Raw genomic sequence first — 25,796 nt, 5'->3', positions numbered from 1 at the left:
GTACCGGCCGCACGGGAGTGGTTGGCTGCTGCCATGACTGCCGACACCGAATTCACCGATGCGGAACGCGCCTATCTGAGGACCCAGCGGCTGGGGAGGCTGGCCACCGTCGACCCGCGGGGGCAGCCGCAGGCCAACCCCGTCGGCTTCTTCCCGCAGGACGACGGCACCCTCCTGATCGGCGGCGCGGCGATGGGCCGTACGAAGAAGTGGCGCAACCTGCTGCACAACCCGAGGGTCGCCCTGGTCGTCGACGACATCGTCAGCCTCGACCCGTGGCGGGTCAGGGGGGTGGACATCCGCGGCGAGGCCGAACTCCTCACCGGCCCCCACACCTTGGGCCCGCTGTTCAGCGAGGAGGTGATCCGCATCCATCCGCGGCGGATCCACAGCTGGGGACTGGAGGAGGGGTGAGGGGCGGCCGGGAATCCGGCGGCGACAGCGCCTACGGCAGCGGCACGCCCTCCAGGGCGAGCAGCCGCACCTTCCGCTCCAGGCCGCCCGCATAGCCGGTGAGCGAGCCGTCCGCGCCGATCACCCGGTGGCAGGGGCGCAGCACCAGGAGGGGGTTGGCGCCGATGGCGCCGCCGACGGCCCGGACGGCGGCCCGGGAGGCGCCGATCCGGGCGGCGATCTCGCCGTACGTCGTGGTCGTGCCGTAGGGGACGGTGCCGAGGGCGGCCCACACCCGTTCCCGGAACGCGGTGCCCTGGCTGCGCATCGGCAGGTCGAACTCCTCGAGTTCACCGGCGAAGTAGGCCCGCAGCTGCTCCTCGGCCGCACGGAAGGGGCCCGGGTCGTGCCGCCACCCCTCCCCCACCGTGCGGCCGCCCTTCTGGCCGGGCACGGACAGGGAGGTGAGGGCGCCGTCCGCGCCGGCGGTGAGGAGCAGCGGCCCCAGGGGGCTTTCGCACCGCATCCAGTACGTCGCCTCCACGGCCGCTTCGGCCGTCGCCCCGGTGGTCATGCCAGCGGTCGGACCGGTGGTCATGCCGGTGAGCACGTCGCTGGTCGTGCCGATGGTGCTGCCGGTGGTGCTGCCGTTGGTCATATCGGTGGTCATATCGGTGGTCATCGGATCTCCAACTCCTTCGCCGCACGCAGGTGGTGCAGGGCGTACGAGCGCCAGGGGCGCCAGCTGTCGGGGGCGGCCACGCCGGGCGGTGCCACGTCGGGGTCGCCGAGGGCGCGGGTGCGGACGGCCGCGGCCGTGGCGGCATCCAGGCCGGGCAGGGCCAGCAGCGCCCGGTGCGCCTCGTCGCGGTCGGCGCCCGGGTCCAGCCGCAGGGTGCCGTCGGCGAGGGCGGCGGCCAGCGCGCCCAGGGTGCCCCCGGGTTCCGCCCCGGCGAGCACGGCGGGTTCGGGGAACAGGTGGGTGAGGGTGCCGCAGGGCGCGTCCAGCAGCTTGCCGTAGCGCCGTACCAGTTCGCCGGCCGTCCCGGGGCCCACCAGCACCCGCACCGCGGCCTCCTCCGGGTCCGCGGCGCCCGGCGAGCGCAGCCCCGGGCGGGCCGCGACCAGCGGGGCCAGCCGCGGATCGGCGCCGAGCCGGTCGTCGACGGCGTACGGGTCGGCGTCGAGGTCGAACAGCCGCCGCAGCCGCTGCACGGCCGTCGTGAGGTCGCGGGGGTCGGTCAGGTGCAGCCGGGCCTCCAGCCAGCCGCCCGGATGGGCGCCGGAGGCGGTGCGCGGTCCGCCGGGGCGCTCGTCGACGGCGACGATCCCGGTGCCGTAGGGCAGCCGCAGGGTGCGCCGGTAGGTCCGTGCGCCCGCCGCGCCGCTCACCTCCTCGACGCCCGGCACGGCCTCGCACTGGAGCAGGTCGAAGACGGGCCCGGCCTGGTACGGCCCGCGGTGGGCGAGCCGCAGCGGTATCCCGGCGGCCGGCACGGCGGCCCGGCGGTGCCGGGTGCGGGGCGCGGCGGCCCGCAGTTCGCTCGGGGTCGCCGCGTACACCTCGCGGATCGTGTCGTTGAACTGGCGCACGCTGGCGAACCCGGCCGCGAAGGCGATCTGCGTCACCGGCAGGTCCGTGGTCTGCAGCAGGACGCGTGCGGTGTGCGCGCGCTGTGCGCGGGCGAGGGCGACGGGCCCGGCACCCACCTCGGCGGTGAGCTGCCGCTGCACCTGCCGCGCGCTGTATCCGAGCCGCGCGGCGAGTCCGCCCACGCCCTCCCGGTCGATGACCCCGTCACCGATCAGCCGCATGGCGCGGCCGACGACGTCCGCCCGTACGTTCCAGGCGGCGGAGCCGGGCACCGCGTCCGGCCGGCACCGGCGGCAGGCCCGGAAGCCCGCGCCCTGGGCGGCGGCGGCCGTGGCGAAGTACCGCACGTTGTGCTGTCTCGGGGTGACCGCCGGGCAACTGGGACGGCAGTAGATGCCGGTCGTCTCGACGGCGAAGAAGAACTCGCCGTCGAACCGGCCGTCCCGGCTGCGCACCGCCTCGTACCTGGTGTCTTCGTCCATCACGTTGTCCAGTGTCCGCCCGCGGCCCGGGTGGTGCTGGCGGAAATCGGACACGGGCCTGGGGCCGCCGCGCCGCCGACGGCCGGGCGGGCGGCCCCGGGCCCCGGCCGCTACGCCCAGCGGCCTCGTTTCGCCTCCATGGCGGCCCGGCCCTCGGAGCCCTTGCGCTTCCAGTCGCGCCGTATCTCCGCGCGCAGCCGCGCGTCGGTCTTGGCGACGATCCGCTGGTTCTCGCGCAGCAGTTTGCGGTAGCTCTCCAGCCGTCGCTCGGGCAGGTCGCCCGCGTCGACCGCGGCGAGCACCGCGCAGCCGGGTTCGCGCAGGTGGGCGCAGTCGTGGAACCGGCACCCGGCGGCCAGTTCCTCGATCTCGGAGAACACCTGCCCGACGCCGCTCTCGGCGTCCCACAGTCCGACCCCGCGCAGCCCCGGTGTGTCGATCAGTACGCCGCCGCCGGGCAGGGCGATCAGGTTGCGGGTGGTCGTGGTGTGCCGGCCCTTGCCGTCGACGTCCCGGGCGGCCTGCACCTCCATCACGTCGTCGCCGCAGAGCGCGTTGGCGAGGGTCGACTTGCCGGCGCCGGACTGGCCGAGCAGCACGGAGGTGCCTTCCCGGACGGCGGCGACGAGCGCGTCGAGCCCGTCACCCGTCCTCGCGCTGACCGGCAGCACGGGCACCCCGGGCGCCGCCGTCTCCACGTCCCGCACGAGGTACGACAGTGTCACCGGGTCGGGTACGAGGTCGGCCTTGGTCAGCACGACCACCGGCTGGGCGCCCGACTCCCAGGCCAGTGCGAGGAACCGCTCGATGCGGCCGAGGTCGACCTCGACGGCCAGCGAGACGGCGACGACGGCGTGGTCGACGTTGGCGGCGAGGATCTGCCCCTCGGACCGCTTGGAGGAGGTGGAGCGCAGGAACGCGGTGCGGCGCGGGAGGTACGTGCGGACGTAGCGCGGGTTGCCGCCGGGTTCGACGGCGACCCAGTCGCCGGTGCAGACCACCCGCATCGGGTCGTGCGGGGTGACGAAGGCGGTGTCGGCGCGCAGCACCCCGCCGGCGGTGGCGACGTCGCACTGCCCGCGGTCGACCCGCAGCACCCGGCCGGCCAGCAGGCCCTGCTCGGCGTACGGGGCGAACTCCGCCGCCCAGCCCTGGTCCCACCCGAACGCGGCGAGCGGGTGCGCCTGCGGGGAGGAAGAGGACGCGGAAGAAGAGGACGCGGAAGAAGAGGACGCGGAAGAAGAGGGGAGAGACAAGGGGAACCCTTCACAAGGGCGGCCCCGACTGCCCGCGCCGAAGGGTGCGGGCATATCAGAAAGGTGTGTCAGCCGGAGACCGCGGAGGTGGTGTGGATGCTTCGGTGGTTGCGGGCAGCGCCCATCACGGAGACAGCCATGGGTCACACCTCCTGTTTCCCGTCGGGCCGGCGGCGGCGGCCGACGGCCCCCGCCTGATGTGCCCCTCACCCTAGAGAGGTCCTCGCCCCGGCGCCACGGAATTTCTTCCGCCCCGCCGCCGGCCCGGCCGCGTCTCAGACGAACAGCAGGATCACCAGTACGACGATCGTGAGCACCGCCCCGGCGAGACAGCCGAGCACCCAGCGCGCCCACCGTGACAGAGCCTGGGTGTCGCCCGGGACGGGCTGCGAGGGCGCCGGGTCCGCCGCGGCGTCACCGGTCCGCTTGAGCACGTCCTCCAGGACCTGGCGCCACAGGTCGGGCGGCAGGTCGGGCACCGGGCGGCCGGGGGGCTTGAGCAGCGCTCCGCTGAGCCAGTTGCCCGCGGCGGCCCCCGGGGCCTGGTTCATGCTGTGCATCAGCTCGCGCAGCGCCCGCTGCTCCTCCGGGTGCTCCGTCCTGGCCCGCGGGGCGACGGCCCAGTGGAACAGCTCGACCGCCCGGTCGGTCATCTGGGTCAGTGACACCTGTTCCGCGCCCGGGCCGTGCGGGGCGAAGTACAGGTGCTTGCGGAGCGCCTCCAGGAACAGCTGGTGATGCATCTCCTCGCTCCGCGCCCGGTAGCGGTCGGGCCTGCCCAGTTCGGTCAGCACCAGGCCCAGCGATTCCTGCGGGAGTTCACCGGAGCGCAGCTCGTCCAGGAGGAACGCGTCCGGCTGTCTGCTCAGTTCGGCCGTCAGGGTGTTGCGCCGCAGGCCGTCGCCGGGCCGGTGGTCGCGCAGCACCCGGCGCAGCTCCTGCGTCCCCGCGCCCGCCGTGCTCCCCGGGACCGCCGCCTGCCGGCCCGCGTCGGAGGCGAGCGGCGGGTAAGGGGGCTGGGGGGTGCCGGCCGCCGGGAGGTCCGGCTGGGCCGGGGGGCGGGCGGCCGGCGAGGGCAGCAGGGGCGGTCGCGGCGGCGGGGGCGGCGCTCCCGCTCCGGGCCGCGGCTGCGGCGCCCGGCCCGGCTCCGTCCTCTCCGGTACGGGCGCCTGGGGGCTCGTACCGGTCCAGTGGGTACGGCTGATCCAGTCGGTCCGGGCGGCCTGGGTGGCCCGGGCGTCGCGGTCGTCGCGGTCGTCACGAGGGGCCTGGGGACTCCGGGGGGTCTGGGGATTCCGGGGAGGCTGGGCCTCGTGTTCCTCCCGGGCGGCCTCGGGGGCCGGGGTTTCACGGGCCTCCCTGCGGTCCGGGCCGTCGCGGCCGTCCCAGCGGTCGTCGCCGCCCTCGCGGGCCCGGACGTCGCGGGGATCCTGGGGGGTCCGGGTGTCGTGCTCCTCCCAGGGCGCCTGCACGGCCCGGGGTGCCCGGGTGCCGCTGCCGGTCCGGCCGGCCGGTGGGTCGTGGGGCTCCCGGCCGCTCCAGTCGTTCCCGCCGGGCTGGGCCCCGCGGCCGGCCGGGGCGGCCCCGGCGGCCCGTTCGTCCGGGCGGTAGGTGCGGGCGCCCCCGCCAGCCCCGTGGAAGCCGGCGGTCCCGTCGATGCGGTCGGTGCCGTCGATGCGGTCGGTGCCGTCGATGCGGTCGGTGCCGTCGATGCGGTCGGTGCCCTCGGTCGGGGCGGCCCGGCCTGGCCCGTCAGCGGCTTCGGTCCCGGCGGCCCAGTCCCGGGCTTCGCCTCCGGCGGCCGAGTCCCGGCCTTCACGCCAGGTGTCCGAGTCCCAACCACCGGTCCCGGCGGCCCAGTCCCGGGCTCGGCGTCCGGCGGCCGAGTCCCGGCCCTCCGACCCGGCCGGCCAGTCCCGCCCATCGGCCCCGGGTGCCCAGCCGCGCCCTTCACGCCCCGCGGCCGGGCCCCTGCCACCGGTCCCGGCCGACCGGTCCCGACCGTCGGTCCCGGCAGCCGGATCACCCCCGTCGGTCCCGGGTGCCCGGTCCCGGCCTTCACGCCAGGTGGCCGAGTCCCGGCCATCGGTCCCGGTGGCCCAGGCGGGGCCGCCGGGACCGGCGGGTTCGGCGGGCCGGTGGGGGTGATCCGGCTGCCGTGCGTCCCGGTCGGCCGGGGAGACCGGGGCCGCCGGGGTGCCGGGCGCGGTCCGGTCGGCGGGTCCGTGGCGCTCGGGCCGCGTGGTGCGGGCCGTGCCGGCGTCCCGGACGGCCCGGGCGGTGCGCGCGGTCGGGTGGTCGGTGTCCAGGATCTCCTGGAGCCGGACACGCCGCCGGTCCCAGTCCAGGGCCGCCCCGCCGGGCAGTTCCTCGACGAGCTGCGGTACGCCGGCGTGCGCCTCCGGGTGCGCGTGCGCGAGGAGATGCTTCACCAGCTCGGCGGCGGCCGCCAGTTCGAAGCGGGGCCGGTCCGGAGTGCGGCCCATGACGCGGGCCAGCGGACCGGAGCCCGCCGTGTCCGTCTCCCAGCGCGGGACCGCCGTCAGCAGCAGCGGGTGGCTGTCCACGGTGTCGTACGTGGCGAACGTCCAGTCGTGGGGCAGCCAGGAGCCGAAGAGCAGGAAGAGCCCGAGGTAGACCAGCGGCACCTGGGACCGGTCCGGCCAGGTGAGCGGGGTCCGCTCCTCCAGGAGCAGCGATACCCGCTGGGCCGGGTCACGCAGCAGTTCCGCCGTGACCAGGGTCAGCGCGTGTTTGACCGCGGGCAGTTGGCCGACCATGCGGGGCAGTTGGTCCCGTGCCAGCTCGCCGAGCCGGACGACGTCGACCTCGGGCTGCCGGCCGGACGCCTGCTCCGCCTTCTGGGGGGTGCCCCAGCCGAGGTGGGCCAGGCCGAGGCACTGGCGGGTCTTCAGAGTGCCGGGCGGCCCGACGAGGGCGTGACTGACCGTGCTGGGCCGGCCGCCGCGGTCCGTGGTGGGCCAGCGCTGGACGAGCATGACGTGGCCGTCGCGGGAGACGGCGCGCACGACACTGGGCCGCGCCGCCGCAGCTCCCGACATCCACAGCAACGGGCCGAGTTCGCGGCCCAGTTCGGCGGCCCGCTCGGGCGAGCAGGAGTAGGCGACGGCGTTCATGCCGGTGCCCTGCCGTCCGTGGTTGCCGTCCCAGCGGAAGACGACCTGGTGCACGGGGCCCCGGTCCTGGAAGTCGCTCACTGCAGTCCCCCTCCGGCCGTTCCTGCGGCCGTCGTTCCCCCGGCCGCACCGCCGGGGCCGCCGGATCCTGTCGCCCGCTGCCCGGGCACCGTCTCGAAGCCGGGCGTCTCCCCGACCGCGAACGCCTCGGCGCCGCCCGGCACCTCGATCAGCCCGTGCATCGCGAGCAGCGCCAGCAGGGGTTCCAGCACCCGTCGCGGCCCCGCTCCCGCCGGGTAGCGGCCGCGGTCCTCCTGGCCGCCGGTGGCGGACGCGATGTGCAGGGTGCACCGGCGCATCGTGTCGAAGGGCCGCAGCCACGCCTGGCCCGCGTACCGGCGCAGCAGACTGTGGACGTCCCGGCTCTCCGCCCGCACCAGCGCGGGGTCGAGGGAGGTGGCCGGCGGCCGGGTCAGCCAGTGGTCGACGGGCGTCCTGAAGCGCAGCAGGTCCGCCTTGCCGAGGACCATCGCGGCCGGGACCTCCAGGTACGGGCCGTTCTTCGGCAGCCGGTCCAGGACGGTGCCGAAGGCGAGGTCGCCGTCCCGGTTCACCTCCACCCCCCAGCGTTCCCTGGCCTGGTCCAGTTCGGGCAGCGGGAGGGCCAGCGCGGGGTCGACGACGAAGATCAGGGCGTCGATGCCGAGCAGGAAGCGCAGCGCCGCGTCGGTCCGTACGAGGTCCTCGCCGCCGAGGTCGAAGAAGGCGACGGGGCGCACCTGGCCGCGGGCGTCGGTGATCAGCAGGGACTCCACGAAGCGGGCGAAGTCGTCCAGGCCCAGCGCGGCGGTGTGGTCGAGGACGTTGCCGTTGCGCAGGGGCTGCACCCGTTCGCGGACGAACCGGGCGTGCTGCTCCGGGTTGACCGACTGCCAGGTCAGGCCGAACGGTTCCAGACCGCCGTCGGTGATCGCGGCGATCATCTGGGTCAGCAGGTGGCTCTTGCCGGTGGAGGACTGGCCGACCATCGCGACGGTCAGCGGGCGGCCGTTCGTCAGGTAGGGAACCGGGATGACGTGCTCGGGGAAGGCCGGGTCCGCCGCGCACTTCTGGACCGCGCCGCGCATGACGTCGTCCAGCACCACGGGGTTGGTGATGCCGGAGACGTCCAGCGGCTGCTTGTACTGCATCGTGTTGTCGGCGACGAACAGTTTCGACAGGTCAAGCTGGATGGTCTGCAGGCAGTAGGGGCAGAGCACTTCGCCGTTGCCCCGCTCGCCCTGTGCCCCGGAGCCGTCGCGGCTCCGGGCGAGGGGGGCCTGCCGCTTGAGCCGCAGCGCGTCCTCGAACGCCTCCCGGTGCGGGCGCGTCTCGTCGGGCGGGACGGTGAGCCGGATGCGGTCACCGGCGCCCGGCGCCACCAGGTCGAGCACCTCGGCGGGGGTCGGCCGGGCGGCGGCCCGCGGGGCGAAGGCGCCGCGGAACGTCCGGTCCAGCACCCGGTGTTCGCCGAGGTCGGCCGGAGCCCCGTCGGCGGGGCCGGCCCGCCCGGTCACCAGCCGGTAGAGCACCTGGGCGGCGCTCCACACCGCGTCGCGCCCGTCGGCGAGCCCCTCGCCGCGGCGCTGTTCGGGCGAGCAGAACGGCAGCCGGCCCCACGGGCTGCGCGGCCGGCCCGCCCGGGTCACCGCCTCGAGCCCCCACAGCTGGGCCCTGGCACCGTCCCACAGGACGGTCGCCGGGGTCAGCCCGCGGTGCACCAGGCCCTGCCCGTCCAGCAGGCACAGGGCCGTCATGAGGTCCCGGGTGAAGCGCTGCTGGTCGCTCGCGGCCATGACGTGGGTCCGGGCCGCGGCGATCCCGCGCGGCGCGGCGTACAGCAGGTACGGCTCCGCCGTGTCGAGCTGGTGGCCGACGACCTTCGGGAAGAGCGGCGCGTACTCCGAGTCCTCGAGCAGCCGGTGCAGGTGCAGGGCGGTGCCGGTCTCCGTCTCCAGCAGGTCGCGGGCCGCCGGGTTGGCCGCGTCCGCGGCGGTCAGGCGGACCTGCACGCACTGCTGGCCCTCGTCGTCCAGCAGGCAGTTGCGGATCAGCTGGGGCAGCAGCCGGTCCCGGCGGGACTCGCGGCCGAAGCGGGCGGGGGTGACGCGGCGCCCGCCCGAGGGGGTCGTCCGGTGCGTGCGATCGCAAGGCGCCGGAAGGTCCTTGTAGCGGAGCTACCAGGGCCTTTCGGCAACGCCGCGAGCGTGCGTGCCGGACGCCGCGAGGCGGGCGCCCCTTTTGTTCGCAGCTCTAAGCCGGAGGAGCCGGGGCAGCCGGGCGGACTGCCGGCACGGACACGGGTCATGGGCGCTCACCGTCCCCGCGACCGTCCTCGCGGTCGTCCCATCGGCCGCGTTCAAGGGCGTCCCACCGGTCATCGCCCCGGTCGTCCTCCACGGGACGGTCGTCCTCCACGGGACGGTCGTCCTCGACGGGACGGTCGTCCTCCACGGGCCGGTCGTACGTGTCGTCCCTGCTGCCGTACGCGCCGCCCCCGCCGTACGTGTCCGTCACCTCGTACGCGTCGGTCGTCGCGTACGGGTTCCTGGCCTCGTACCTGTCGTACGTGTCGTGGCTGTCGGACGATTCGTGGCTGCCGGACGGTTCGTGGCCGTCATACGTGGCGTAGCTGTCGTACGTGCCGTACGGGGACGTCTCGCCCGTGGGCGGGGAGGTGCGGCGGGAGCGGACGGTGAACACCACTCCCGAGCGCAGCGGTGTCAGCCGGACCAGGCCGGCGTACCGCCCCGACGACGTCCACAGCACGTCCTCCGGCTGGGCCGAGCCGCCCCCCTGCCAGGCCTTCCGGACCTCGTCGCGCACCGCGCGCGGCGCGAACCTGATCCACACCGCGTCCGCCGGGTCGCGGCTGAGCAGCGCGCCCTGTTCGGGCGAGGACAGCTGGACCACGGCCTGCCGTTCGGGCTCCGCGCCGACCAGCTGGGCCGGCCGGTAGGGGTCGGTGCCGAGCAGACTGGCCGAGCCGGCCCGGACCCGGCCGGGGGCGGCGAACGGGGGCGCGGCCAGCACGCCGTTGCGCCGCAGGTGGTGGCGGGCCGTCGAGAGCAGTTCGCGGACCCGTTCCTCGGTGCGCCGGACGGCGCGGGTGCCGGCCTGGCCGCGTTCGGCCCGCCAGTAGGGATCCAGCGCCTCCAGGGCGGCGTCCGTCAGGTCCGCGGCGAGCGTGGCGACCAGTTCCGGGCCGCCCTCGCCGCTCTCGCGGTCCAGCCAGCGCGGTGCCACCCTGGCCCGGTCCGCCCAGGCGGTGCCGTCCTCGTCCGGGTCCTCCTCGCGCCCGTCGAGCCATGCCGCGTCCGCCGCGTGCGTCTGTGTCTGCGCCTCCGGCTCCTCCGTGAAGGCGTACATGCGCGCCCAGTCGACGTCCCCGTCGTCGGACCCGACTGCGTCGTCGTCCGTCTCCAGGACGGAGGCGCTGGAGAGCCACTCCTTGTCGGGCGCCGCGGTGCCCGGCCCGTCTCCTCTCCCGGCCCCGTGGGCGGCACCCGGGGTGCCGCCGGTGCCCGGTGTCCCGGCCGGGCCCGGAGCACCGGCGGAGCCCGGGGCACCGGTGGCCTCGGGCCGTTCCCGCTCGGGTGCCGCCTCCGCCTCGGCCGCGGCGGCCGTCGCCCGGAGGACCCCGGCGACGGACCGCGCCGCGTCCGCGCACTCCAGGCGCTCCTCGACGGCCCAGTGCTCCCTGACCGCCTCGGCCAGCAGCGCGTCGACCTGCTCCAGGGACTGCCGCAGCACGGCGGTCATCCGGCCCGGCGCCCAGGAGGCCGCCGCCGCGCGCCAGAGCCGGCGTGCCGTCTCCACCGCGCCGCCGAGTCCCAGCACCAGAGCGATGGTGCCCAGCCAGACGGGCGGCTCGGTCGCGTACGCCACCGCCGCGCCGGCCACCGCGCCGCCGACCGCCGCGGCCTGGTGGGGCACGGCCCAGCGGCCCGGGCGCCCCGCGTCCCGCAGCCGGGACGTGCCGAGCGCCGCCGTGGCGGCGAACAGCACCGGGACGACCAGGGCCAGGGCGAGCAGCGGCCCGGTCCACAGGGCGCCGAGCAGTCCGGTCCCGGCCGCGGCGAGGGCCGCCAGCGACGGGCCGGGCTGCGCGCCGCCGCCCGGCAGGTCCTCGCGCGAGCCGGGGCGCGGGAGCGCGGCGAGCCGGGGCAGCAGCGCCGAACCCGGCACCGGCTCGACCCGCCCGGCCAGGCCCGTGAATCGCTGCGCCACCGAGCGCAGGGGAAGCCCCTGGGCCAGCAGCTTCCCGGCGAACTCCCTGAGCCCGTCGCGGATCGGGTCCTTGACGCCGTCCGCGGACGGCACCCGCAGGCCGAGGGCGGCGAGCCGGGCCCCCGAGTCGGCGGCCGAGGACGCGGAGCCGCCGCTGCGCAGGGCCGTCCCGGCCAGGTCCCGGTACTCGTCGAGGGCGATGCGCGCCTGGTCGACGTCCGCCTCGAAGGCCGCACGGCGCGCGGCCCGCAGCAGGCCGGGCAGGGTCTGGAGCCCGGCCAGCTCCTCCTCGGCGCGGTCGAGGGCGTCCGTGCAGGCGCGGTAGGCGCCGTCCGCCACCCCGCCCGGTGCCCGGTGCGGCTGGTCCCGGGCGCCCCGCGCCGCCACCAGCCGGCTCAGCGGCTGGGGCAGGTCCGCGCCGGAGGAAGCGGTCAGCAGCACGTCCGTCGGCAGTTCGGTGTCCTCGCCGGCGAACCGGGTGAGCGCGTCGCGCCAGGCCCGGTCGCGCACCTGCGGAGGCAGGTCCTGCTCCAGCAGCCGCACGCCGGGCGCGGCGACGGCCTCGGGCAGCGCGCGGACGCCGTCCAGGACCCGCAGGTACAGGTCGGGCACCGACAGCACGTCCACGAGGACCGCCAGGGCGTCCGGGTCGTCCGGTGCCGGCTGTTCCAGCGCGGTGCGGGCGGAGCGCAGGTCACCGGCCCACAGCAGGCCGGTGACCGAGGACCGCAGGACGGCGGGCCGCACCAGCCTGCGGTCGGGCTGGAAGGCCTCGTCGTCCCCGGCGTACGAGCCCGGCGCGCTGCCGACCAGCAGGACCAGGAGACTGACCTGGCCCACGGTCCGGTAGCCGGTGAGGAGTTCGTACTGGAGCAGGTGGTCGGTGAGCCCGGCCGGGGTGTCGACCACCAGGAACAGCGGGTCGTCGGGTTCCGGCAGTCCGGCTCCGCCCAGCTGCCGGGCGACCCTGGCGCGCAGCGCGGACGGTCTGTCCAGCTCGGCCGCTCCGGCGCGCAGGTCCAGGTGGATGACGCAGCGCGCCTCCTGATGAGGTGTGCTCACTGCGCGTCACCGTCCCAGGGAGTGTCACGGTGCTGGTCGCGTCCGCCGTCACCGGCACCGGGGTACGGCCCCGGGTCGCCGGGTTCGTCCCAGGGCGCCCGCGGCCGGTCCGCACGGCGGGCCCGGTCGCCCTCGCCCCGGTCCTCACGGCGCGGGTCCTCACGGCGCGGGTCCTCACGGCGGTCGTCGGCGTCGCGGGCGTCGGCGTCGGGCTTGTCGAAGGAGGGGCGGCCCTCGGAGCGCCTGCGTTCGCCGTCGCGCCACTGGGACCGGCGGTCCCGGTCCCGCTCCCGGTCGTTCGCGGGATCGCGGTCGCGGTCACCCGCGTAGGGGCGCTCGCGGTCATCCTCGTGGGCGCGGTCCCGGTCGCCGTACCGCCCGCCGCCGAACCGGTCCTCCCTGCCGCCGTCCTCGCCGCCCCGGTCGTCGCGGGGGCCGTCACCGTCGTACCGGTCCTCGCGCCGGCCGCGCCAGGCGTCGCCGCCGCGGGGATCGCGGGGATCACGGGTGCCGTGGGCGTCGCGGGCGTCGCGGTAGTCGCCGGAGGCGCGGCCGTTCCGCCCGGTGCCGTACTCGTCGGCGGCCTCGTCCCACACGCCGCGCTCGTCCCGGTCGTCCCACTCGCTCCGCGTGCGCCGCTCGTACCGCGGCTCCCGCTCGTTCCGCTCGTACCGCTGCTCGCGCTCGTTCCGCTCGTCCCTCTCCTCCCGTCCGTTCTCGCGCTCGTAGGAGCCGCGACCGGTGAAGGGCGTCGTGCCGAAGTCGTCGTCCTCCGGTGCCGGGCGCCGGGGTGCGGAGGCCTCCTCGCGGGGCCGGGCCGGCGACCCGCCGCGTACGTGCTCCAGCAGGGTGCGCAGGGTCGGCTGGACCGCGCGCTGGTCGCCGAACTCCTTGTCCAGGGCGGCCGGAAGGGTCTCCGCCCAGAACTCCCACAGAGGGCGCACCCAGCCCTCGACCCGGCGGCCGCCCCGCTCACGGCGCTCCTGCAGCAGCTCGAGCTGGCGCGGCGCGATCTCCTCGACCAGCTCCACGAAGAGCGGGTGCGGTGTGCTGCCCGTGCGGGACAGTCCGAGCGGCTGAGCGGCCATCAGCTCGTAGCAGTAGTCCTCCACGGTCGCCTCGTCGTCGAGGACCGTCCAGCGTTCGTAGGAGCGCAGCAGCTCCGCCCAGCTCGAGACGCCGTCGGGGAAGTCACCGAGGCGCAGCCGGACGCCGGGCACGTCGGGGCTGGTGTCGGGGAAGAGCCGCAGCCTGATCCGGCGCGGGGAGTCGGTGCCACCGTCCAGCACGTCGACCTGGCCGTTCCACAGGCAGCACAGCAGCCGGTGCAGGATGGTCTGCCGGTCGTCCTCGGTGCTCACCATCCAGGTGTCCCTGAAGCCGAGCCGCTGACGCCACCGCAGCACGTCCTGGGCCTGCTCGTTCTCCTTGGCGCGGGCCCACTGGCGCAGCACCTTGCGGGCCTCGGGCACCTGGGTGAGGCTCATCTCGCTGCGGAAGAGGACCACGGTGACGGAGTCGCTCTCCACGCCCCGGTACTCGACGGAGTTCTTCGCGTCCGAGGGCAGCCGCAGCGTCTTGCCGAGGAACTCCTGCACCTCGTCCACCGCCTGCACCCGGGGGTAGGTGACCAGGACCCGCAGCGGCCCGGTGCCCTCAGGGGTGAAGCCCACCGGCAGCAGTCCGGCCAGCTTGCGGCCGAACACGTCGAGCGCGTCCTTGCTGACCTGGTCGCGGGCGTCGGCGTCGCCCGCGGCGGCGGCCAGCAGCGTGCCCATGGCCGGCAGCAGCGGACGCTCCTCCAGATGGGTGCCGCTCTCGGCGAAGAGCCGGGTGATACGGCCCTCCAGCTGGCTCTTGATGCGGGCGACCGCGCCCTCCGGGTCGCGGCGGCTGAGGGTGTGCACCTGGCGCCAGGCGTCGCCGTCGATCAGCTTGAGCAGCAGCGCGGAGACGTGGTCCTGCTCGCGCAGGTTCTCCCGGTGGCGCAGCCGGGCGACCACGTCCTCGTAGAAGTGGTTGAGGGTGCGCTGCGGCGGCAGCAGGTAGGAGATGCCGGTGCGGTCCTCGTAGAGTTCGCGGCCCTTCTGCTGCGAGGCCTTGCGTTCCTGGTCGCTGTGGCCGAGGAAGGCCCGCACCAGGCGGTCGAGGTCGATGCCGGCCACGTCCGCCTGGGGCTGCCAGTGCTGCTGCTGTTCGCGCCAGGCCTCGTGCCAGATCGAGCGGCAGCGCCACTGGTACCAGGTGTTCTGCTCCTGAAGGGCGGCCTGGACGTCGTCGTCGCCCCAGCGGGCCGGAGCCAGGCCGGCCAGCTGGCCCTTGATGCGGGGGATCTTGGGCGGCTGCTCCGTGACGCCCGGCGGGCGCTGCGGGGCGCGGGCGCGGCTGTCCAGCATGCCGAGGAAGCCGAGCCGGGCGATCTGTTCCTCACTGTCCGGGACACCCCGGACGACGCGTTCGACGAGGAAGGGGTCGGCGCTCTGCAGGAGTTTGTCGATGGCGGGGCGCGGGGCGAACCGGTCGGCCATCACGGCGGCCTGCCGGCTCGCCTCGGCCCGCAGGTCGGACAGCAGCGCCTGCATGTCGGTGATGCGCTGGCCGAGGGCCTGCTCTATGTTGCGGCCGCCGCGCGGCAGCGGGTCGGGTTCCGGCACCGCCAACTGCCGCCGCTCCCAGAGTTCTTCGAGGTGGGAGTCGGCGAACAGCTGCCGGATCATGGGGACGGCGCCCTCGCGCAGTTCGGCGCGCGGCCGTTCCACCAGGTCGGTGACGGCCTCCCGCAGCATCCGGCCGGCCACCAGGTCGGCGAGCTGGTCCATCGGGGCGGTCATGGACGCCACCAGACTGGTGGACACGCCGCGCCTGCCGATGCCGGTGGGCGAGATGGAACTGCGGGCCACGCCGCGGTTGATGAAGCTGGCGGCGAAGGTCTGGTAGTCGTCGTCGGCGGCCATCTTGCGGCCCTGCGGGCGGCCGTCGCCCAGTTCCGTGCCGACCAGCGACATCACCAGGGAGACGATGGAGCGGCGCAGGTCGTCGGCGCGGATCCCGGCGGTCGGGCTGAACAGGAAGGCCGTGGGCAGGATGCCGGTGCGCAGCCGGACCGGGGTGATGCCCGGGTAGCGGATGCCGAACTTCGCCTCGTGGTCGAGGTCGCCGATGTCGGGGCGTTCGACCGGCGCGTTCTGCTGGTCCACCAGCCGGAACAGGTCGACCAGGGCGCGGGCCGCGTTCAGTTCGGCCTCGCGTCCGCCGCCGGTGGCGGCGGAGAACGACGACGGCATCACGACCAGCGGGTAGATCTTCACCCCGTCGAAGCTGCGCAGCCGGAAGGCGTGGTTGATGAGGTGCAGGTAGTCCAGGAAGATGCCGGCGCCGGTGCCGCCGGCCACCGAGAAGGCGACGAACACGTCGCAGCCGTTGACCTTGCCGCCGCCCAGCTCGCTCAGTTCGCCCGCCGACTTGGCGATGGCGTCGATGGCCTGCAGGAGGGGCTCGAGGACCGGGGCGAGGCTGTGACGGAGGGTGGCGAAGAGGGCGGCGCGGCCGACGGTGGGCAGTTGTCCGGCGCCGTTGTGGAGCGGGGTGACCTCCGGTTCGCCGGTGATCGGCGGCAGCCAGCCGGCCACCTCCTCGCGGAGGCTGGCCCGGAGCATCTTGGTCACTTCGGGTGAACTGTCGAAGTTGGGCAGCAGGTTGTGGGTGGCCCGTGAGGTGCGGGCGTAGGCGGCGCGCAGCGAGGGGTCGACGTTGAACTGGGGCAGGCGCTGGAGGTCGCTCTCGCTGTAGTCGGCGTACACGAACTGGAGGCAGTCGGGCAGTTGGAAGGGGGCGTGGCCGTTCATGCGGCTCAGGGCCATGCCGTCCGGACCGCACAGTTCGACGCGGAGCCGGCGTTCCAGTTCGGCTCCGACCAGTCCTCCGGTGCCGCCCAGGCCGACGAAGAGCATCGGCTGGAAGATCTTCATGGTTTCCTCCCCGCTCGCGGCCGGGCCGGCCGCGGTTCGTGCTCGGTGCGTTCGTGGATTGCGTGCGGTGCGGCGACCGCGGCGCGCGGCAGGACCGCGGCGGCGTGCGCCGCGACCGGCGCCGTGCGCGGTACGGGCGCCACCTCGTGCGCCGTGACGGTGACGGCCTCGGGCAGCGTGACGGCGACCGCCCCGGGCACCATGACGGCCGCCGTGCGCGGTGCGGCCGCCACCTCGCGCGCCGTGACGGCGACCGCCCCGGGCGCCGCGACGGCCACCGCTTCATACGCCATGACGGCCGCCGCCGCCCCGCGCGCCCTGGCGGTCCCGGCGTGCGGCCGGGTCCGGCCGGACGTCGTGCCGGTCACAGGTAGTCGCCGTACGCGCTGTTGCCGCCGTCGCCGTCACCCGGGGCGGGCACGGCGGTGGGCGTCCGCGGGGTCCCGCCCGGGTGCGGGTCCTCGCCCAGTTCCAGGTACAGCCGGTCGGTCAGCTGGACGCGGCTCCCGGCGCGCAGCGGCATCCGGCCGCCCTGTTTGCGCAGGACCGCTCCGCCCTCGGGGTTGCGCCGGACGGCGTACGGGCCGTGCGGGCGCTTCTCCAGGCGGGGACTGCGGTGGGCCTCGGCGACCGCGAACTCGTACCACTGCTTCTTGCTGCCGTGTCCGGCCTTGTGCTCGCCCAGTACGTCACCGTCCTCCGCCACCAGGCGCAGCTTCAGCCCGTACGGGTCCCGGCGGCGCCGGCGCAGCCGGACCCAGGCGGCGGTGACCACGACGAGCGCCACGAGCACGAGGACCGCGATCAGGAACGCCCACCAGTACTGGTCCCAGATGCCGGGCGCGGGCGTCACCCGCAGGGAGAGCGGGGTGGCCGTCAGCGCCCGGTTGCCGTCGGTGGCGTCGGTGACCTTGACGGTGGCGGCGAGGCTCAGCCCGTCACCGAGGCGGTCGCCGAAGACACCCGCGGGGGCCACCTCGACGCTCACCTTCCGGGTGCCTGACTCGCCCGGCGCGAGGGTCACCGTGGCCGGGCTGACGGACAGCAGCCCGGCGCGGACGTCGGCGACGGACAGGTGCAGGGTGTGCGCGGTGGAGCTGCTGTTGTGGACGTCGAGGGTGCCGGTGACGGTCGCGCCGGGGTGGACGTCGGCGGCGGGCAGGTCGAGCGGCGCGGTGACGGGCGGGGGCCCGGGCGCCACGTCGATGCCCAGGTCGCGGGTGTCGGCCTTGAGCCCGGAGGCGGTGAGGGTGGCGCTCACCTTCAGCGTGCCCCGTGCGCTGCCGGGGATCTCCACGGTGCCGGTGAAGAAGCCGTCGCCGGCCGTGCGGTCGGCCCCGGTGCCGTCGTCGGTGAGGTTCAGCGTCTGCGGGCCGACGCCCTCGCCGGTCAGCCGGCCGGCGACGCGCAGCCCGGCGTAGTCCCGCGGGTCCTTTATCTGATAGCCCTCGCGGGTCTGCAGCCGCATGGCGACGGTGACCTTCTCACCGGCCTGCGGTGAGGGCGGGTCGGCGGTGAGGGCGCCGCGCAGTTCTCCCTGCCACAGCACGCTGACGGCGACGGGCAGCGAGCGGTGTCCTTCCGGTGCCTCGGCCTTCACCTTCCAGGTGCCGGGCAGCGGGTCGACGACCTTGAGCGCCTCCACGGTGCCGGAGCCGCCGGCGAGTTCGAAGGTGGACTTCTCGTACGTGCCGTGCGTCGGGACCTTGTTGCCCCGCGGGTCGTAGTACGTGATCTCGACGGCGGGATCGCCCTTGTCCACGACGATGCTGCCCACGGTCGCCAGCGGGGAGATGCCGATCCGGAGGGTGGCCGGCGGGCGTTTGCTGGGTCCCTGCTCGTGGCGCAGGCAGTGGGCGGCGGCGAAGATCTCCTCCAGGGTGCTGCCGATGTCCTTCGCCCCGGAGACCTTGTGCGCCTTCGGGGCGGCGGAGGGCAGGGCGACGCAGCCCTTCTGGTAGCCGCCCGCGGCCATCCGGTCCAGTTGGTCCTTGTCCGGATCGGCCCCGAAGCCGAGCGGCCAGATCTGCACGCCGTGGGAGGCGGCGTTCGCCAGTTCCTGCTTGAGCTGGCTCTCGCCCTCCGCGGTGCGGTGCGCGGGGTCGCCGTAGGCGGGGCTGCCGGTGACGTCGAGCTTCCCGTCGGTGAGCAGGAACAGCACCCGCGGCTGGGAGGGGTCGGTGCCGTCGGTGAGGTCGTGCACGCCCTGCCGTATCGCGCTCGGGAAGTCGGTGCCGGTGCCCTCGTCCTTCTTGCGGCCGCGGAGCTTGCCGACGCACGCGTCGATCGTCTCGCGGCCCGCCGCGTCCAGCGCGGTGCGCGGGCAGACCGGGTCCACCGCGCGCTGGTCGGCGGATTCCGCGGCGGCGAATCCGTAGACGGTGACGTGGGAGTCGGAGGAGACGTCGCCGAGCGCGATCCGGGCGGCAGCGGCCTTCTCCGCCTTCATGTCGTCGGCCGTGAGACTGGCCGACTCGTCCACGGCGACCGCGTAGTTGACGGCCGGGAACGCCGGGGCGGTGTCCGCCACCGGCACGGCGTCCCGGCCGGCCGGTGCCAGCAGGGACACGAGCACCGCGGCGCCGCCCAGCACCGAGACCGCGGCGCGGCGCGCCCGGCCTCTCCCCGTCTGCCGTCTTCCCGTGACTCTTCCCACGGCATCCCCTGTTTCCTGGTGCGTGTCGGTGGTTCTTGGTTCGCGAGGTGGTTCTTGGTCCGTGACGTGCTGCTTGGTTCGTGACGTGCTGCTTGGTTCGTACCGGTGATCGGTGACCGCGGGCCGGTCGCCGGCGGGCCGGCCGTCGGCGGTCGGTGGTGGTGGTCAGTTGTCAGTTGTCCGTGGCCAGTCGTCACTCCCCGGTCGTCGCTTGCCAGTTGTCAGTGGTTCAGTGCGAGGTCAGGCCCCAGATCAGGGCCAGGGCCGAGGACGGGGCGAGCGCGCCCACCCCCCAGCGGATGGCCCGGTACTTGGCGGACAGGATCGAGCTGACGTCCACCGCCTGGACGAGCAGCCACCGGGTGGGATCGAGGCCGGCCTCGGTGACCCGGGCGGACAGCCCCGCGAGGTCGCGGGGCGCCACCAGGTCACCGAAGTACGTCACCCCGTCCCCGCCCCGGACCGTGCCGGTACGCGGCAGCAGCGCACCGACCAGCGCGCCCACCGCGACGGCCCAGAACACCCCGGCGAGGACCAGCGTCACGTCCGCCGGACCGTGCCAGCCCGGGGTGCCGTGCCAGCCGGCCAGGAACGCGGGCAGCGCCAGCGTCCCCGACAGCAGCACGGCCGCCTTGGAATCGGCGCGGCCGAGGTCCTCGCGGACCGTGCTCAGCAGGCGCTCGGCGATGCGCTCCTCCGCCCGGTCGTGGCTGTGCCGACCCCCGTTCGGCACGGGCACGACCGGGTCGGAGGAGGTCTGTGACCCGCCCTGGGCGCTCATCGGTCCTCGTCCACCCAGGACCAGCCGTCGTCCTCGGCGCGGCTGCGGCGCGGCGGCGCGGGATCCGGTTCGTCGTCCTCGGGGTGGTAGGGCTCGGGCCGGTGGACGCGCTCGGGCGGCGGATCGTGCCGGACGTCGTCCGCCGGCCGGCGCCGCGGCCGGTCGGGTCCGGGCTCGTCCCAGGGCGGCTCGGGCCGGCGGGGCCGGCGGCGGGGCGGCTCGTCCGACGCCCACTCCGGGGTGAACTGCCGGTCACCGGCGGCCGGTTCCAGCTCGCGCGGCTCGCGGCGGGCGGGCAGTGAGCCGATGGGGCCCTGGATGGGGCGGCGCCGGTCGCGGTTGAGGAGGTTGAGGACCTGTGTCTCCACGTCGGCGGCGTGGAGTTCACCCGCCATCGCCATGGAGTACAGCCGGTCCAGCCGGTCCTTCTCGTCCTGCCGGCCCTCCTGCCGGATCTTCTCCAGGAAGTCCTTGGCACCGGCGGGGTCGGCGGCCAGCATGTAGGTGAGCTGCTCCATGTCGCCGCCGCGCAGCATCCGCCGGAACTCGTCCTGGCGGACCCGGGTCACCTCGGCGTCGGCGTGCACCTCGCGCTTCTTCTGCGCGTACGCGATGGCCTCGTCGTCCACGCCCAGCCGGACGTAGAGCCTGACGCGCAGGCCGAGTTCGGCGCCGAGGTCGCTCCAGCGTCCGCCGACGCACTCCTGGGTGATGACGCGGTTGGCCTGGTCGGCCTCGGTGACGCGGTGGCCGAGGGTCACCTCCCGCAGCCGTTCCAGCACCGGGGAGGTGAGCCGTGCGGCGACGTCGGTGACGACGTTGACGGCGACCAGGTGCGGGTCGGTGACCTCCCATTCGATGTCCACCTCGGCCTTGAAGAAGCTGGTGCCGCCGGAGGCGGGCAGGTCCATGTCGAGGGTGGTCACGAAGGTGCCCTGGGCGATCTCGCACACGGTGTAGGGCCGGGCCAGGGCGCGTTTGCCGACGTGCTGGATCCCCGAGACGGTGATCACGCTGTAGCCGCCGTTGCGGTAGAACACCACGGAGGCCCGCTGGGCGCTGACCGGCGGGTAGCCGCCCGTCGGCGCGTACTCCCGCAGGAAGGGCCCCGCGGGAGCCGTGCCCCCGGTACCGGCCCGGTTCTCGTCCTCAGCCATGCCTCTCCTCCTCGCGCGTGCTCTCCCGGCGGGTCCGCTCCTGGCGCGGTGGTTCGTGGCGCGCCGGTCCCTGGCGCGCCGGGTCCTGGCGCGGGGCTTCCTGACGCGCCGTGTCGGGGCGCGGCGGCCGGCGGCTCGCGGGGTCCTGGCCCGCGCGCCGGGCCGGGGTGACGGCGAGCCACCACAGTTCGCGCGCCCGTGCGTCGGACAACGGCTTCTCCGGGTCGTTCATCATGCGGCGCAGCAGCCAGTCCAGCCGCCGCCGGTCGTACTCGTCGCCGGCGAGCGCGGGCAGCAGCGCCGCCAGTCCCCGCCGGGTCCACTCCGTGCCGTCCTTGCGCACCGCCGACCGCAGCAGGGTCTCCAGCGCGTCCGTCGCCACGTCCTTGGAGCGGGCGGTGTTGAGCGCCGTCCACATCAGGTCGGCCATGGGGCCGACGAGTTCGGGCCGGTCGGCGGCGAGGGCGAGCGGCAGCGGCCAGTCACCGCGGTCGGCCAGCGGCGAGTCCGGGTCGTCCGTCAGCACCTCGTCGACGGTGGTCAGGGCGAGCCGGACGGTGGTGACCAGGCCCATGTCCTGGTAGGGCGGGCGCTTGTGGTGGGTCCAGTCGGCCATCCGCGCCAGCACGCGGCCCCCGTCCCGCAGTGCCAGCAGGCGTACGACGTTGAAGGAGGCGACGGCGAGCTGGTCCCCGTCCTGGTGGATGCCGATGCGGGCCAGGGCGTCCAGGGTGTCGTCCGTGGTGGCGGCCGCGTTGCCGTAGCCGAGGGCCATCGCCGCCGTCCAGCGCAGCGTTTTCGTGCCGTGCCGGCTCCACTCGCCGACCAGCCGGTGCACGGCCGCGCGGTGCGAGTCGTGCCGTGCGGCCTGGTCGAGCGTGGTGGCCGCGAAGATCCGCCGCAGTGGTGTGGCCGCCTCGGCCAGCGGGCGGACCAGCTCCGTGTAGCCGTGGTCGAAGTCGCGGACGCAGAGTTCACCGGCGGCGACCGCGGCGCGCATCCACACCTGGGGGCGCGGATCGTCGGCCAGCAGCCGCAGCCAGCGCATCACCGGCGCCCGCGCCGGGAAGTGCCGGTCCCACAACTCGGTCAGCACGGCGGACGGCAGTGCGGAACCCCGGTACCAGATCAGCCGGGCCGGCACCTGCGCACCGGCCACCTCGACCTCGCCGTCGGTCAGTTCGGCGCGCGAGAGCGCCAGGTCGGCGTCCGGGTCGTCGCAGAACAGCGGGCGGGCCGGGGTGTGGTCCGGGTCGCTCTGCACGGACAGTTCCCAGGTCAGCAGGTGGGCGGCGGAGGCCACCGCGCTGTGCGGGGCGCCGCCGAGCACGGCCAGCGCGATCCGGAACGCCACCGGGTGGAACAGGGTCGCCGTGCCCGGCCGTCCCGTCTTGCCGTCCGGGTCGGCCGCCGGGGCCGTCAGCGCGCGGTCCACGCCCGCGAACCACTCCTGGGCCTGGGCCGCGGCCAGGCTCCGGCAGCCGGACAGCAGGTCCTCGCGGGTGACGTCCCCGAGCACGTGCCCGGCCAGCAGGGAGGCGAGCAGTTCGGCCTCGGCGGGACGCAGGTCCTTCAGGCCGACGGCGTCCTTGACCTCGTCGCGTTCGGCGAGTGCCTCGGCACGGGCCAGCAGCCCGGCCGGGCCGGCGCCGTCGCCCTGCGGTGCCGCGCCCGCGTGGCGCTCCAGCCGCTCGCGCAGCCGGGTGCGGAGGAGTTCCTCGGTCGGCGCGGGCGGGCACAGCATGCCGTACCGGCCGGCGAGCAGCGGGCCGGCCGCCGCCCCGACGGCGACGACGACCACCGCGAAGGCCTCGCGGCGGTCCAGGGCCGCGGCCAGTTCGTCCAGGTCCATCTCGGCCGGGGGCAGGACACCCGGCCGGGTGAGGGAGACCTCCAGCAGGTACCCGCCGCCGGAGCGGCCCTCCTCGTCCTCCCCGGCGTGCGATCCGGCCAGCAGGGCGGCCAGCCGGCGCACTCCGTCGTCCGGGTCGACCCGCCGTACCCGGTGGCCGGAGGCGGACTCGGGGCCGCTGCCGCGGGCGGCGCCGGTGGTGACCTCGTCGAGCAGGGAGAGCGCGGTGCTCGTCCGTCCGGTGCCCGGAGCGGCGCCGAGCACCAGCAGGCGGCGGGTCCTGAGCGCGTTGCGCAGTTGTACGTACCCGTCGGGCTCCACGTGGATACGGCGCAGCCGGCGCAGTTCCTCGTCGGGCACCGGTCCGCTGCGCATGCCCGCTGCCGGACGGCGGCTGTCCAGCAGCAGGTTGACGTCACCGATGTGGGCGCTGCGGAAGTAGTTGCGGTCGAAGCTGGTGTGGTCGCGGCCGACGTCGAACAGCCGGTGGGTGGCGCGGCGGGTGCGGGCGGCGGCGGCGAGGTCGGTGGGGCCGTCCTCGCTCTCCTCCTCGGCCAGCGGGTCGCGGGTGTGCTCCTTGAACCGCCCGGCGGCGCGCTCCCGTTCCCTCTCCCGCTCCCGTTCCTTCTCCCTTTCCTTCTCCTTGTCCCTGTCCCGTTCCCCGGCCTTGTCCGGGTCGTCCTCGTCGTCGGTCCGGGACGGGCGTCCGCCGCCGGCGGCCCCGTCGTCGCGGGGCCTGTCGTCCTTGTCCCGCTTCTCCTCGTCCTGCGGCGGGCGCGCCCGCTCCGGCTTCCGGTCCCGGTCCGGCTGCTCGCGCCGCTGCGGCCTGTCGGGGGCCTCCCCGGCCGGGCCGTCCGCCCGCGCATCGTCGCTCACGCGGCTCAGCCCTTCCGCTGCTCGGTGTCGCGGCCGCTGATCCGGCCGATGTGCACGGGCTGGTGGTAGACGTTGTCGTGGTGCTCGGACATGTCACCGTGGACGGTGTACCGGGTCCCGGCCTGACCCCCGGTGGAAGAGGCGGCGGGCCCGCCCGCGGACGGCTCTTCGGCGGGGTGCGGCTCTTCGGCGGGGGCGGGTGCGGCCTCGGGGATCCGGGGAGCGGGCCGGCCGGGCAGGTGGAACCAGGCGGTGACCTCGCCCTCCTTGAGTTCCAGCCGGGCGGGGGCGTAGCGCTCGGGCTCGATGAACTTGCCGCCGCTCCTGACCACGTCCTCGTACAGGGACGAAGAGGTCACCAGAACGAGGTCGGCGTCCTCGGCGTCCAGGAGCTGCCGGGCGAGCGGGGAGTCGGCGAGCCGGCAGGCGAGGTCGACGGCGCGTCCGCTGATGCCCCGGTCGTCGTGGCGTACCGGGCCGACGTGCATGCCGATCCGCAGTCCGAGGGGGACCCGCAGACCGCGGTTCTCGTCCCGCAGCTTCTCGTGCACCTCGATCAGCCACAGGCCGAGCATGCGGTCGGCCGCGATCCGGCCCTGCACCGCGAGCAGCACGCCGTCGCCGCGGTCCTCGGTGTGCAGGGCGTCCGGCGGGACGGCGGCGTGCGTGAAGGCCGTCTCCAGCACGCGGTAGATCCGGGCGCGCATCCGCTGCTTGTCGACGTCGTCGTACTGGCCCGACCGTCTGGCGTCGACGCTGACGACCAGCTCGTAGTGCGCCTCGGTCGGTTCGGTGGCGTCGTGGTTCACCCGTGTCCCCCTGCAGGTCCTGTGCGCTTGCCGAAGAGGTGGTGGTGCTGGTCGTGCCGGTCGCTCCGGGGGCCGTCGCGGCCCTGGTGGTCCGTCCCCAAGAGCGTGTCCTGCGGGGCGGGAGACGTCTGTAGCCGTTTACACACGTGGGGGCGGGATCTCCTCGTGATGGCCGTCCGCGAGGAGTGCGAGCAGGTCCGGGTCGAGGATCTCCACCATCCGGTTGCCGGTGCGCACGATGTTCTGGCCGCGCAGCAGCCGCAGGGCCTTGGCGACGGCCTCGCGGGTGGCGCCGACCGTGGCGGCCAGTTCGTCCTGGGCCAGGTGGACGACGGGGCCCGCGGGTCCCGGGCCGCCGGGCGCGGGACCCGCCCGGGAAGGGGCGTAGGGGCCGGAGGGGGCGGCCGCGGACAGTTCGGTGAGCCGGCTGGCCAGGCGTTGCAGCACGGTGAGGGAGGCGAGCGCGGACCGTTCCTGGTCGGCGCTGCGGAGCCGGAAGGTGAGCTGGCGTATCACCAGCCCGCTGACGCGGGGGTGCAGGGCGAGGAAGCGGCGGAAGGCGTCGCCGGGTATGAGGCGGGCGTCCACGGGTCCCAGCGCGCGCACGGTGGCGCTGCGCGGGTGCGGGTCCAGCGCGGCCATCTCGCCGAGCAGTTCACCGGGGCCGCGCAGGCCGAGTATGAGCCGGGTGGCGCCGCGGTCCGTCGACACCGAGACCGTCACCCACCCGCGGTCGAGGATCATGACGTGGCTCGACCGGTCCCCCTCCGTCAGGAGATGGGTGTCGGCCGGGTAGTGCCTGCGGCTGCCGAGCGCCATCACGCTCTCGCGTTCCTGGGCAGTCAGGGCATGCGCGAATGCCAGCTCACCGCCGAGCAGCCCCATGCCACGCCCCCCGCCGCAGTCCGGATGCCTGTGCCTCGTTGGCGATGATGGTGACAGAGAGTCGATTTAGGGCGAGTGAATTACGCCACATTGTTGTACTGGCCAGTAGGGTACGAGCTGGCAGGTGGGCCGCCCGGTCGTCTCACGGCCCTGCGGCACGGCGCCGGTCCGGGCCCGCTCGCGGCCCCTCGGCACCGCGCGGCCCGTACGGACGAGGGTGAGGTCAGACCCGGCCCGGCGGCGGCGCCGGCCCCCGGCGGCGCGAGGCGGGCGCCGAACCGCTTTTGGCGAAAACTCAGGTTTCCCCGCCGCGGAGGCGGTGACGGCTCCGTGGTGAGGTCGTGAGAGTACGGTGACGCCCCGCCCGCCCGGCTCGTTCCGCTTACGCCCGCGCCCCGCGCACCCGCCCGCGTGCCCCGCCCCGCACCCGCCCGCGCACCCGCCGGCGCGTCCGGCCCGGAACCGGGCGCGGCGCCTGCCGCTCCCCCGCGGCCGCCCGCGCACGCGTTCGCGCGGTCGGCTGGGGGCGGAGTGCGGCAGGGGCGCGGCGGGGCCCGGCCGGCGGTGGGGGGCCGTTCTGACGCGGCGCCCGCCGCCGTGCCCGGCGGCCGCGGGACGG

15 protein-coding genes are annotated in these 25,796 nt (G+C 75.4%); 1 reads left to right on the top strand and 14 read right to left on the bottom strand.

The genetic code is table 11. The annotated features are described in order from the left end of the window. Positions 1-33 precede the first annotated feature (33 nt). On the top strand, positions 34-414 hold the full coding sequence (locus tag IG64_RS21655; RefSeq protein ID WP_037858687.1) for a PPOX class F420-dependent oxidoreductase: 381 nt from the start codon (positions 34-36) through the stop codon (positions 412-414). A 31-nt stretch (positions 415-445) separates the two neighbouring features. Here the strand turns inward: IG64_RS21655 and IG64_RS21650 are convergent, their stop codons facing one another. From IG64_RS21650 to IG64_RS21585, 14 genes are all read right to left on the bottom strand, one after another. After that, the gene (locus IG64_RS21650; protein WP_051813178.1) at positions 446-967 is read right to left on the bottom strand and encodes a methylated-DNA--[protein]-cysteine S-methyltransferase; all 522 of its coding nucleotides are present in this window, start codon (positions 965-967) and stop codon (positions 446-448) included. Positions 968-1,071: 104 nt separating this feature from the next. Continuing rightward, positions 1,072-2,469, bottom strand: coding sequence for an AlkA N-terminal domain-containing protein (locus IG64_RS21645; protein ID WP_199811637.1), 1,398 nt, complete (start codon positions 2,467-2,469; stop codon positions 1,072-1,074). Positions 2,470-2,579: 110 nt separating this feature from the next. Beyond that, a complete protein-coding gene (gene rsgA, locus IG64_RS21640) occupies positions 2,580-3,779 on the bottom strand; it encodes a ribosome small subunit-dependent GTPase A (RefSeq protein ID WP_078884128.1) in 1,200 nt (399 codons plus the stop codon). A 221-nt stretch (positions 3,780-4,000) separates the two neighbouring features. Next, positions 4,001-6,943, bottom strand: coding sequence for a hypothetical protein (locus tag IG64_RS37670; protein ID WP_051813163.1), 2,943 nt, complete (start codon positions 6,941-6,943; stop codon positions 4,001-4,003). Further along, a complete protein-coding gene (locus IG64_RS21630) occupies positions 6,940-8,913 on the bottom strand; it encodes a hypothetical protein (RefSeq protein WP_234438584.1) in 1,974 nt (657 codons plus the stop codon). The genes IG64_RS37670 and IG64_RS21630 overlap by 4 nt, the downstream gene beginning before the upstream one ends. Before the next feature lie 292 nt (positions 8,914-9,205). Further along, positions 9,206-12,193 (bottom strand): hypothetical protein, encoded by a 2,988-nt coding sequence (locus IG64_RS21625; RefSeq protein ID WP_063758825.1) that lies wholly within the window; start codon positions 12,191-12,193, stop codon positions 9,206-9,208. After that, positions 12,190-16,161 carry a tubulin-like doman-containing protein gene (locus IG64_RS21620; RefSeq protein WP_037858683.1) on the bottom strand — a complete coding sequence of 1,324 codons (3,972 nt, stop codon included), beginning with the start codon at positions 16,159-16,161 and terminating at the stop codon, positions 12,190-12,192. The genes IG64_RS21625 and IG64_RS21620 overlap by 4 nt, the downstream gene beginning before the upstream one ends. After that, the gene (locus IG64_RS21615) at positions 16,158-16,454 is read right to left on the bottom strand and encodes a hypothetical protein (RefSeq protein ID WP_158771611.1); all 297 of its coding nucleotides are present in this window, start codon (positions 16,452-16,454) and stop codon (positions 16,158-16,160) included. The genes IG64_RS21620 and IG64_RS21615 overlap by 4 nt, the downstream gene beginning before the upstream one ends. A gap of 71 nt (positions 16,455-16,525) precedes the next feature. Beyond that, positions 16,526-18,817, bottom strand: coding sequence for a vWA domain-containing protein (locus IG64_RS21610; RefSeq protein WP_051813161.1), 2,292 nt, complete (start codon positions 18,815-18,817; stop codon positions 16,526-16,528). A 229-nt stretch (positions 18,818-19,046) separates the two neighbouring features. Beyond that, a complete protein-coding gene (locus tag IG64_RS21605) occupies positions 19,047-19,598 on the bottom strand; it encodes a Pycsar system effector family protein (RefSeq protein WP_037858681.1) in 552 nt (183 codons plus the stop codon). Continuing rightward, positions 19,595-20,755: a hypothetical protein gene (locus IG64_RS21600; protein WP_037858680.1), complete on the bottom strand. Its 1,161-nt coding sequence runs from the start codon at positions 20,753-20,755 to the stop codon at positions 19,595-19,597. Before IG64_RS21600 ends, IG64_RS21605 begins: the two co-directional genes overlap by 4 nt. Continuing rightward, positions 20,748-23,483 carry a hypothetical protein gene (locus IG64_RS21595; protein WP_037858679.1) on the bottom strand — a complete coding sequence of 912 codons (2,736 nt, stop codon included), beginning with the start codon at positions 23,481-23,483 and terminating at the stop codon, positions 20,748-20,750. Before IG64_RS21595 ends, IG64_RS21600 begins: the two co-directional genes overlap by 8 nt. Before the next feature lie 5 nt (positions 23,484-23,488). Continuing rightward, a complete protein-coding gene (locus tag IG64_RS21590) occupies positions 23,489-24,292 on the bottom strand; it encodes a hypothetical protein (RefSeq protein ID WP_037858678.1) in 804 nt (267 codons plus the stop codon). 138 nt (positions 24,293-24,430) lie between these two features. Next, positions 24,431-25,177 carry a Crp/Fnr family transcriptional regulator gene (locus tag IG64_RS21585; protein WP_037858677.1) on the bottom strand — a complete coding sequence of 249 codons (747 nt, stop codon included), beginning with the start codon at positions 25,175-25,177 and terminating at the stop codon, positions 24,431-24,433. Positions 25,178-25,796 lie beyond the last annotated feature (619 nt).

The sequence above is a fragment of the Streptomyces sp. NRRL S-340 genome, from assembly GCF_000720185.1.
Classification (GTDB): Bacteria; Actinomycetota; Actinomycetes; order Streptomycetales; family Streptomycetaceae; genus Streptomyces.
This window is presented reverse-complemented; position numbering and strand designations above follow the sequence as displayed.

What these genes read in the sequence shown, in the direction of transcription:
- rsgA (WP_078884128.1), bottom strand. Translation starts at nt 3,779, where the DNA reads ATGCCCGCACCCTTCGGCGCGGGCAGTCGGGGCCGCCCTTGTGAAGGG.
- IG64_RS21600 (WP_037858680.1), bottom strand. Translation starts at nt 20,755, where the DNA reads ATGGCTGAGGACGAGAACCGGGCCGGTACCGGGGGCACGGCTCCCGCG.
- IG64_RS21655 (WP_037858687.1), top strand. Translation starts at nt 34, where the DNA reads ATGACTGCCGACACCGAATTCACCGATGCGGAACGCGCCTATCTGAGG.
- IG64_RS21620 (WP_037858683.1), bottom strand. Translation starts at nt 16,161, where the DNA reads ATGAAGATCTTCCAGCCGATGCTCTTCGTCGGCCTGGGCGGCACCGGA.
- IG64_RS21605 (WP_037858681.1), bottom strand. Translation starts at nt 19,598, where the DNA reads ATGAGCGCCCAGGGCGGGTCACAGACCTCCTCCGACCCGGTCGTGCCC.
- IG64_RS21585 (WP_037858677.1), bottom strand. Translation starts at nt 25,177, where the DNA reads ATGGGGCTGCTCGGCGGTGAGCTGGCATTCGCGCATGCCCTGACTGCC.
- IG64_RS21650 (WP_051813178.1), bottom strand. Translation starts at nt 967, where the DNA reads ATGACCACCGGGGCGACGGCCGAAGCGGCCGTGGAGGCGACGTACTGG.
- IG64_RS21615 (WP_158771611.1), bottom strand. Translation starts at nt 16,454, where the DNA reads ATGGCGTATGAAGCGGTGGCCGTCGCGGCGCCCGGGGCGGTCGCCGTC.
- IG64_RS21645 (WP_199811637.1), bottom strand. Translation starts at nt 2,469, where the DNA reads ATGGACGAAGACACCAGGTACGAGGCGGTGCGCAGCCGGGACGGCCGG.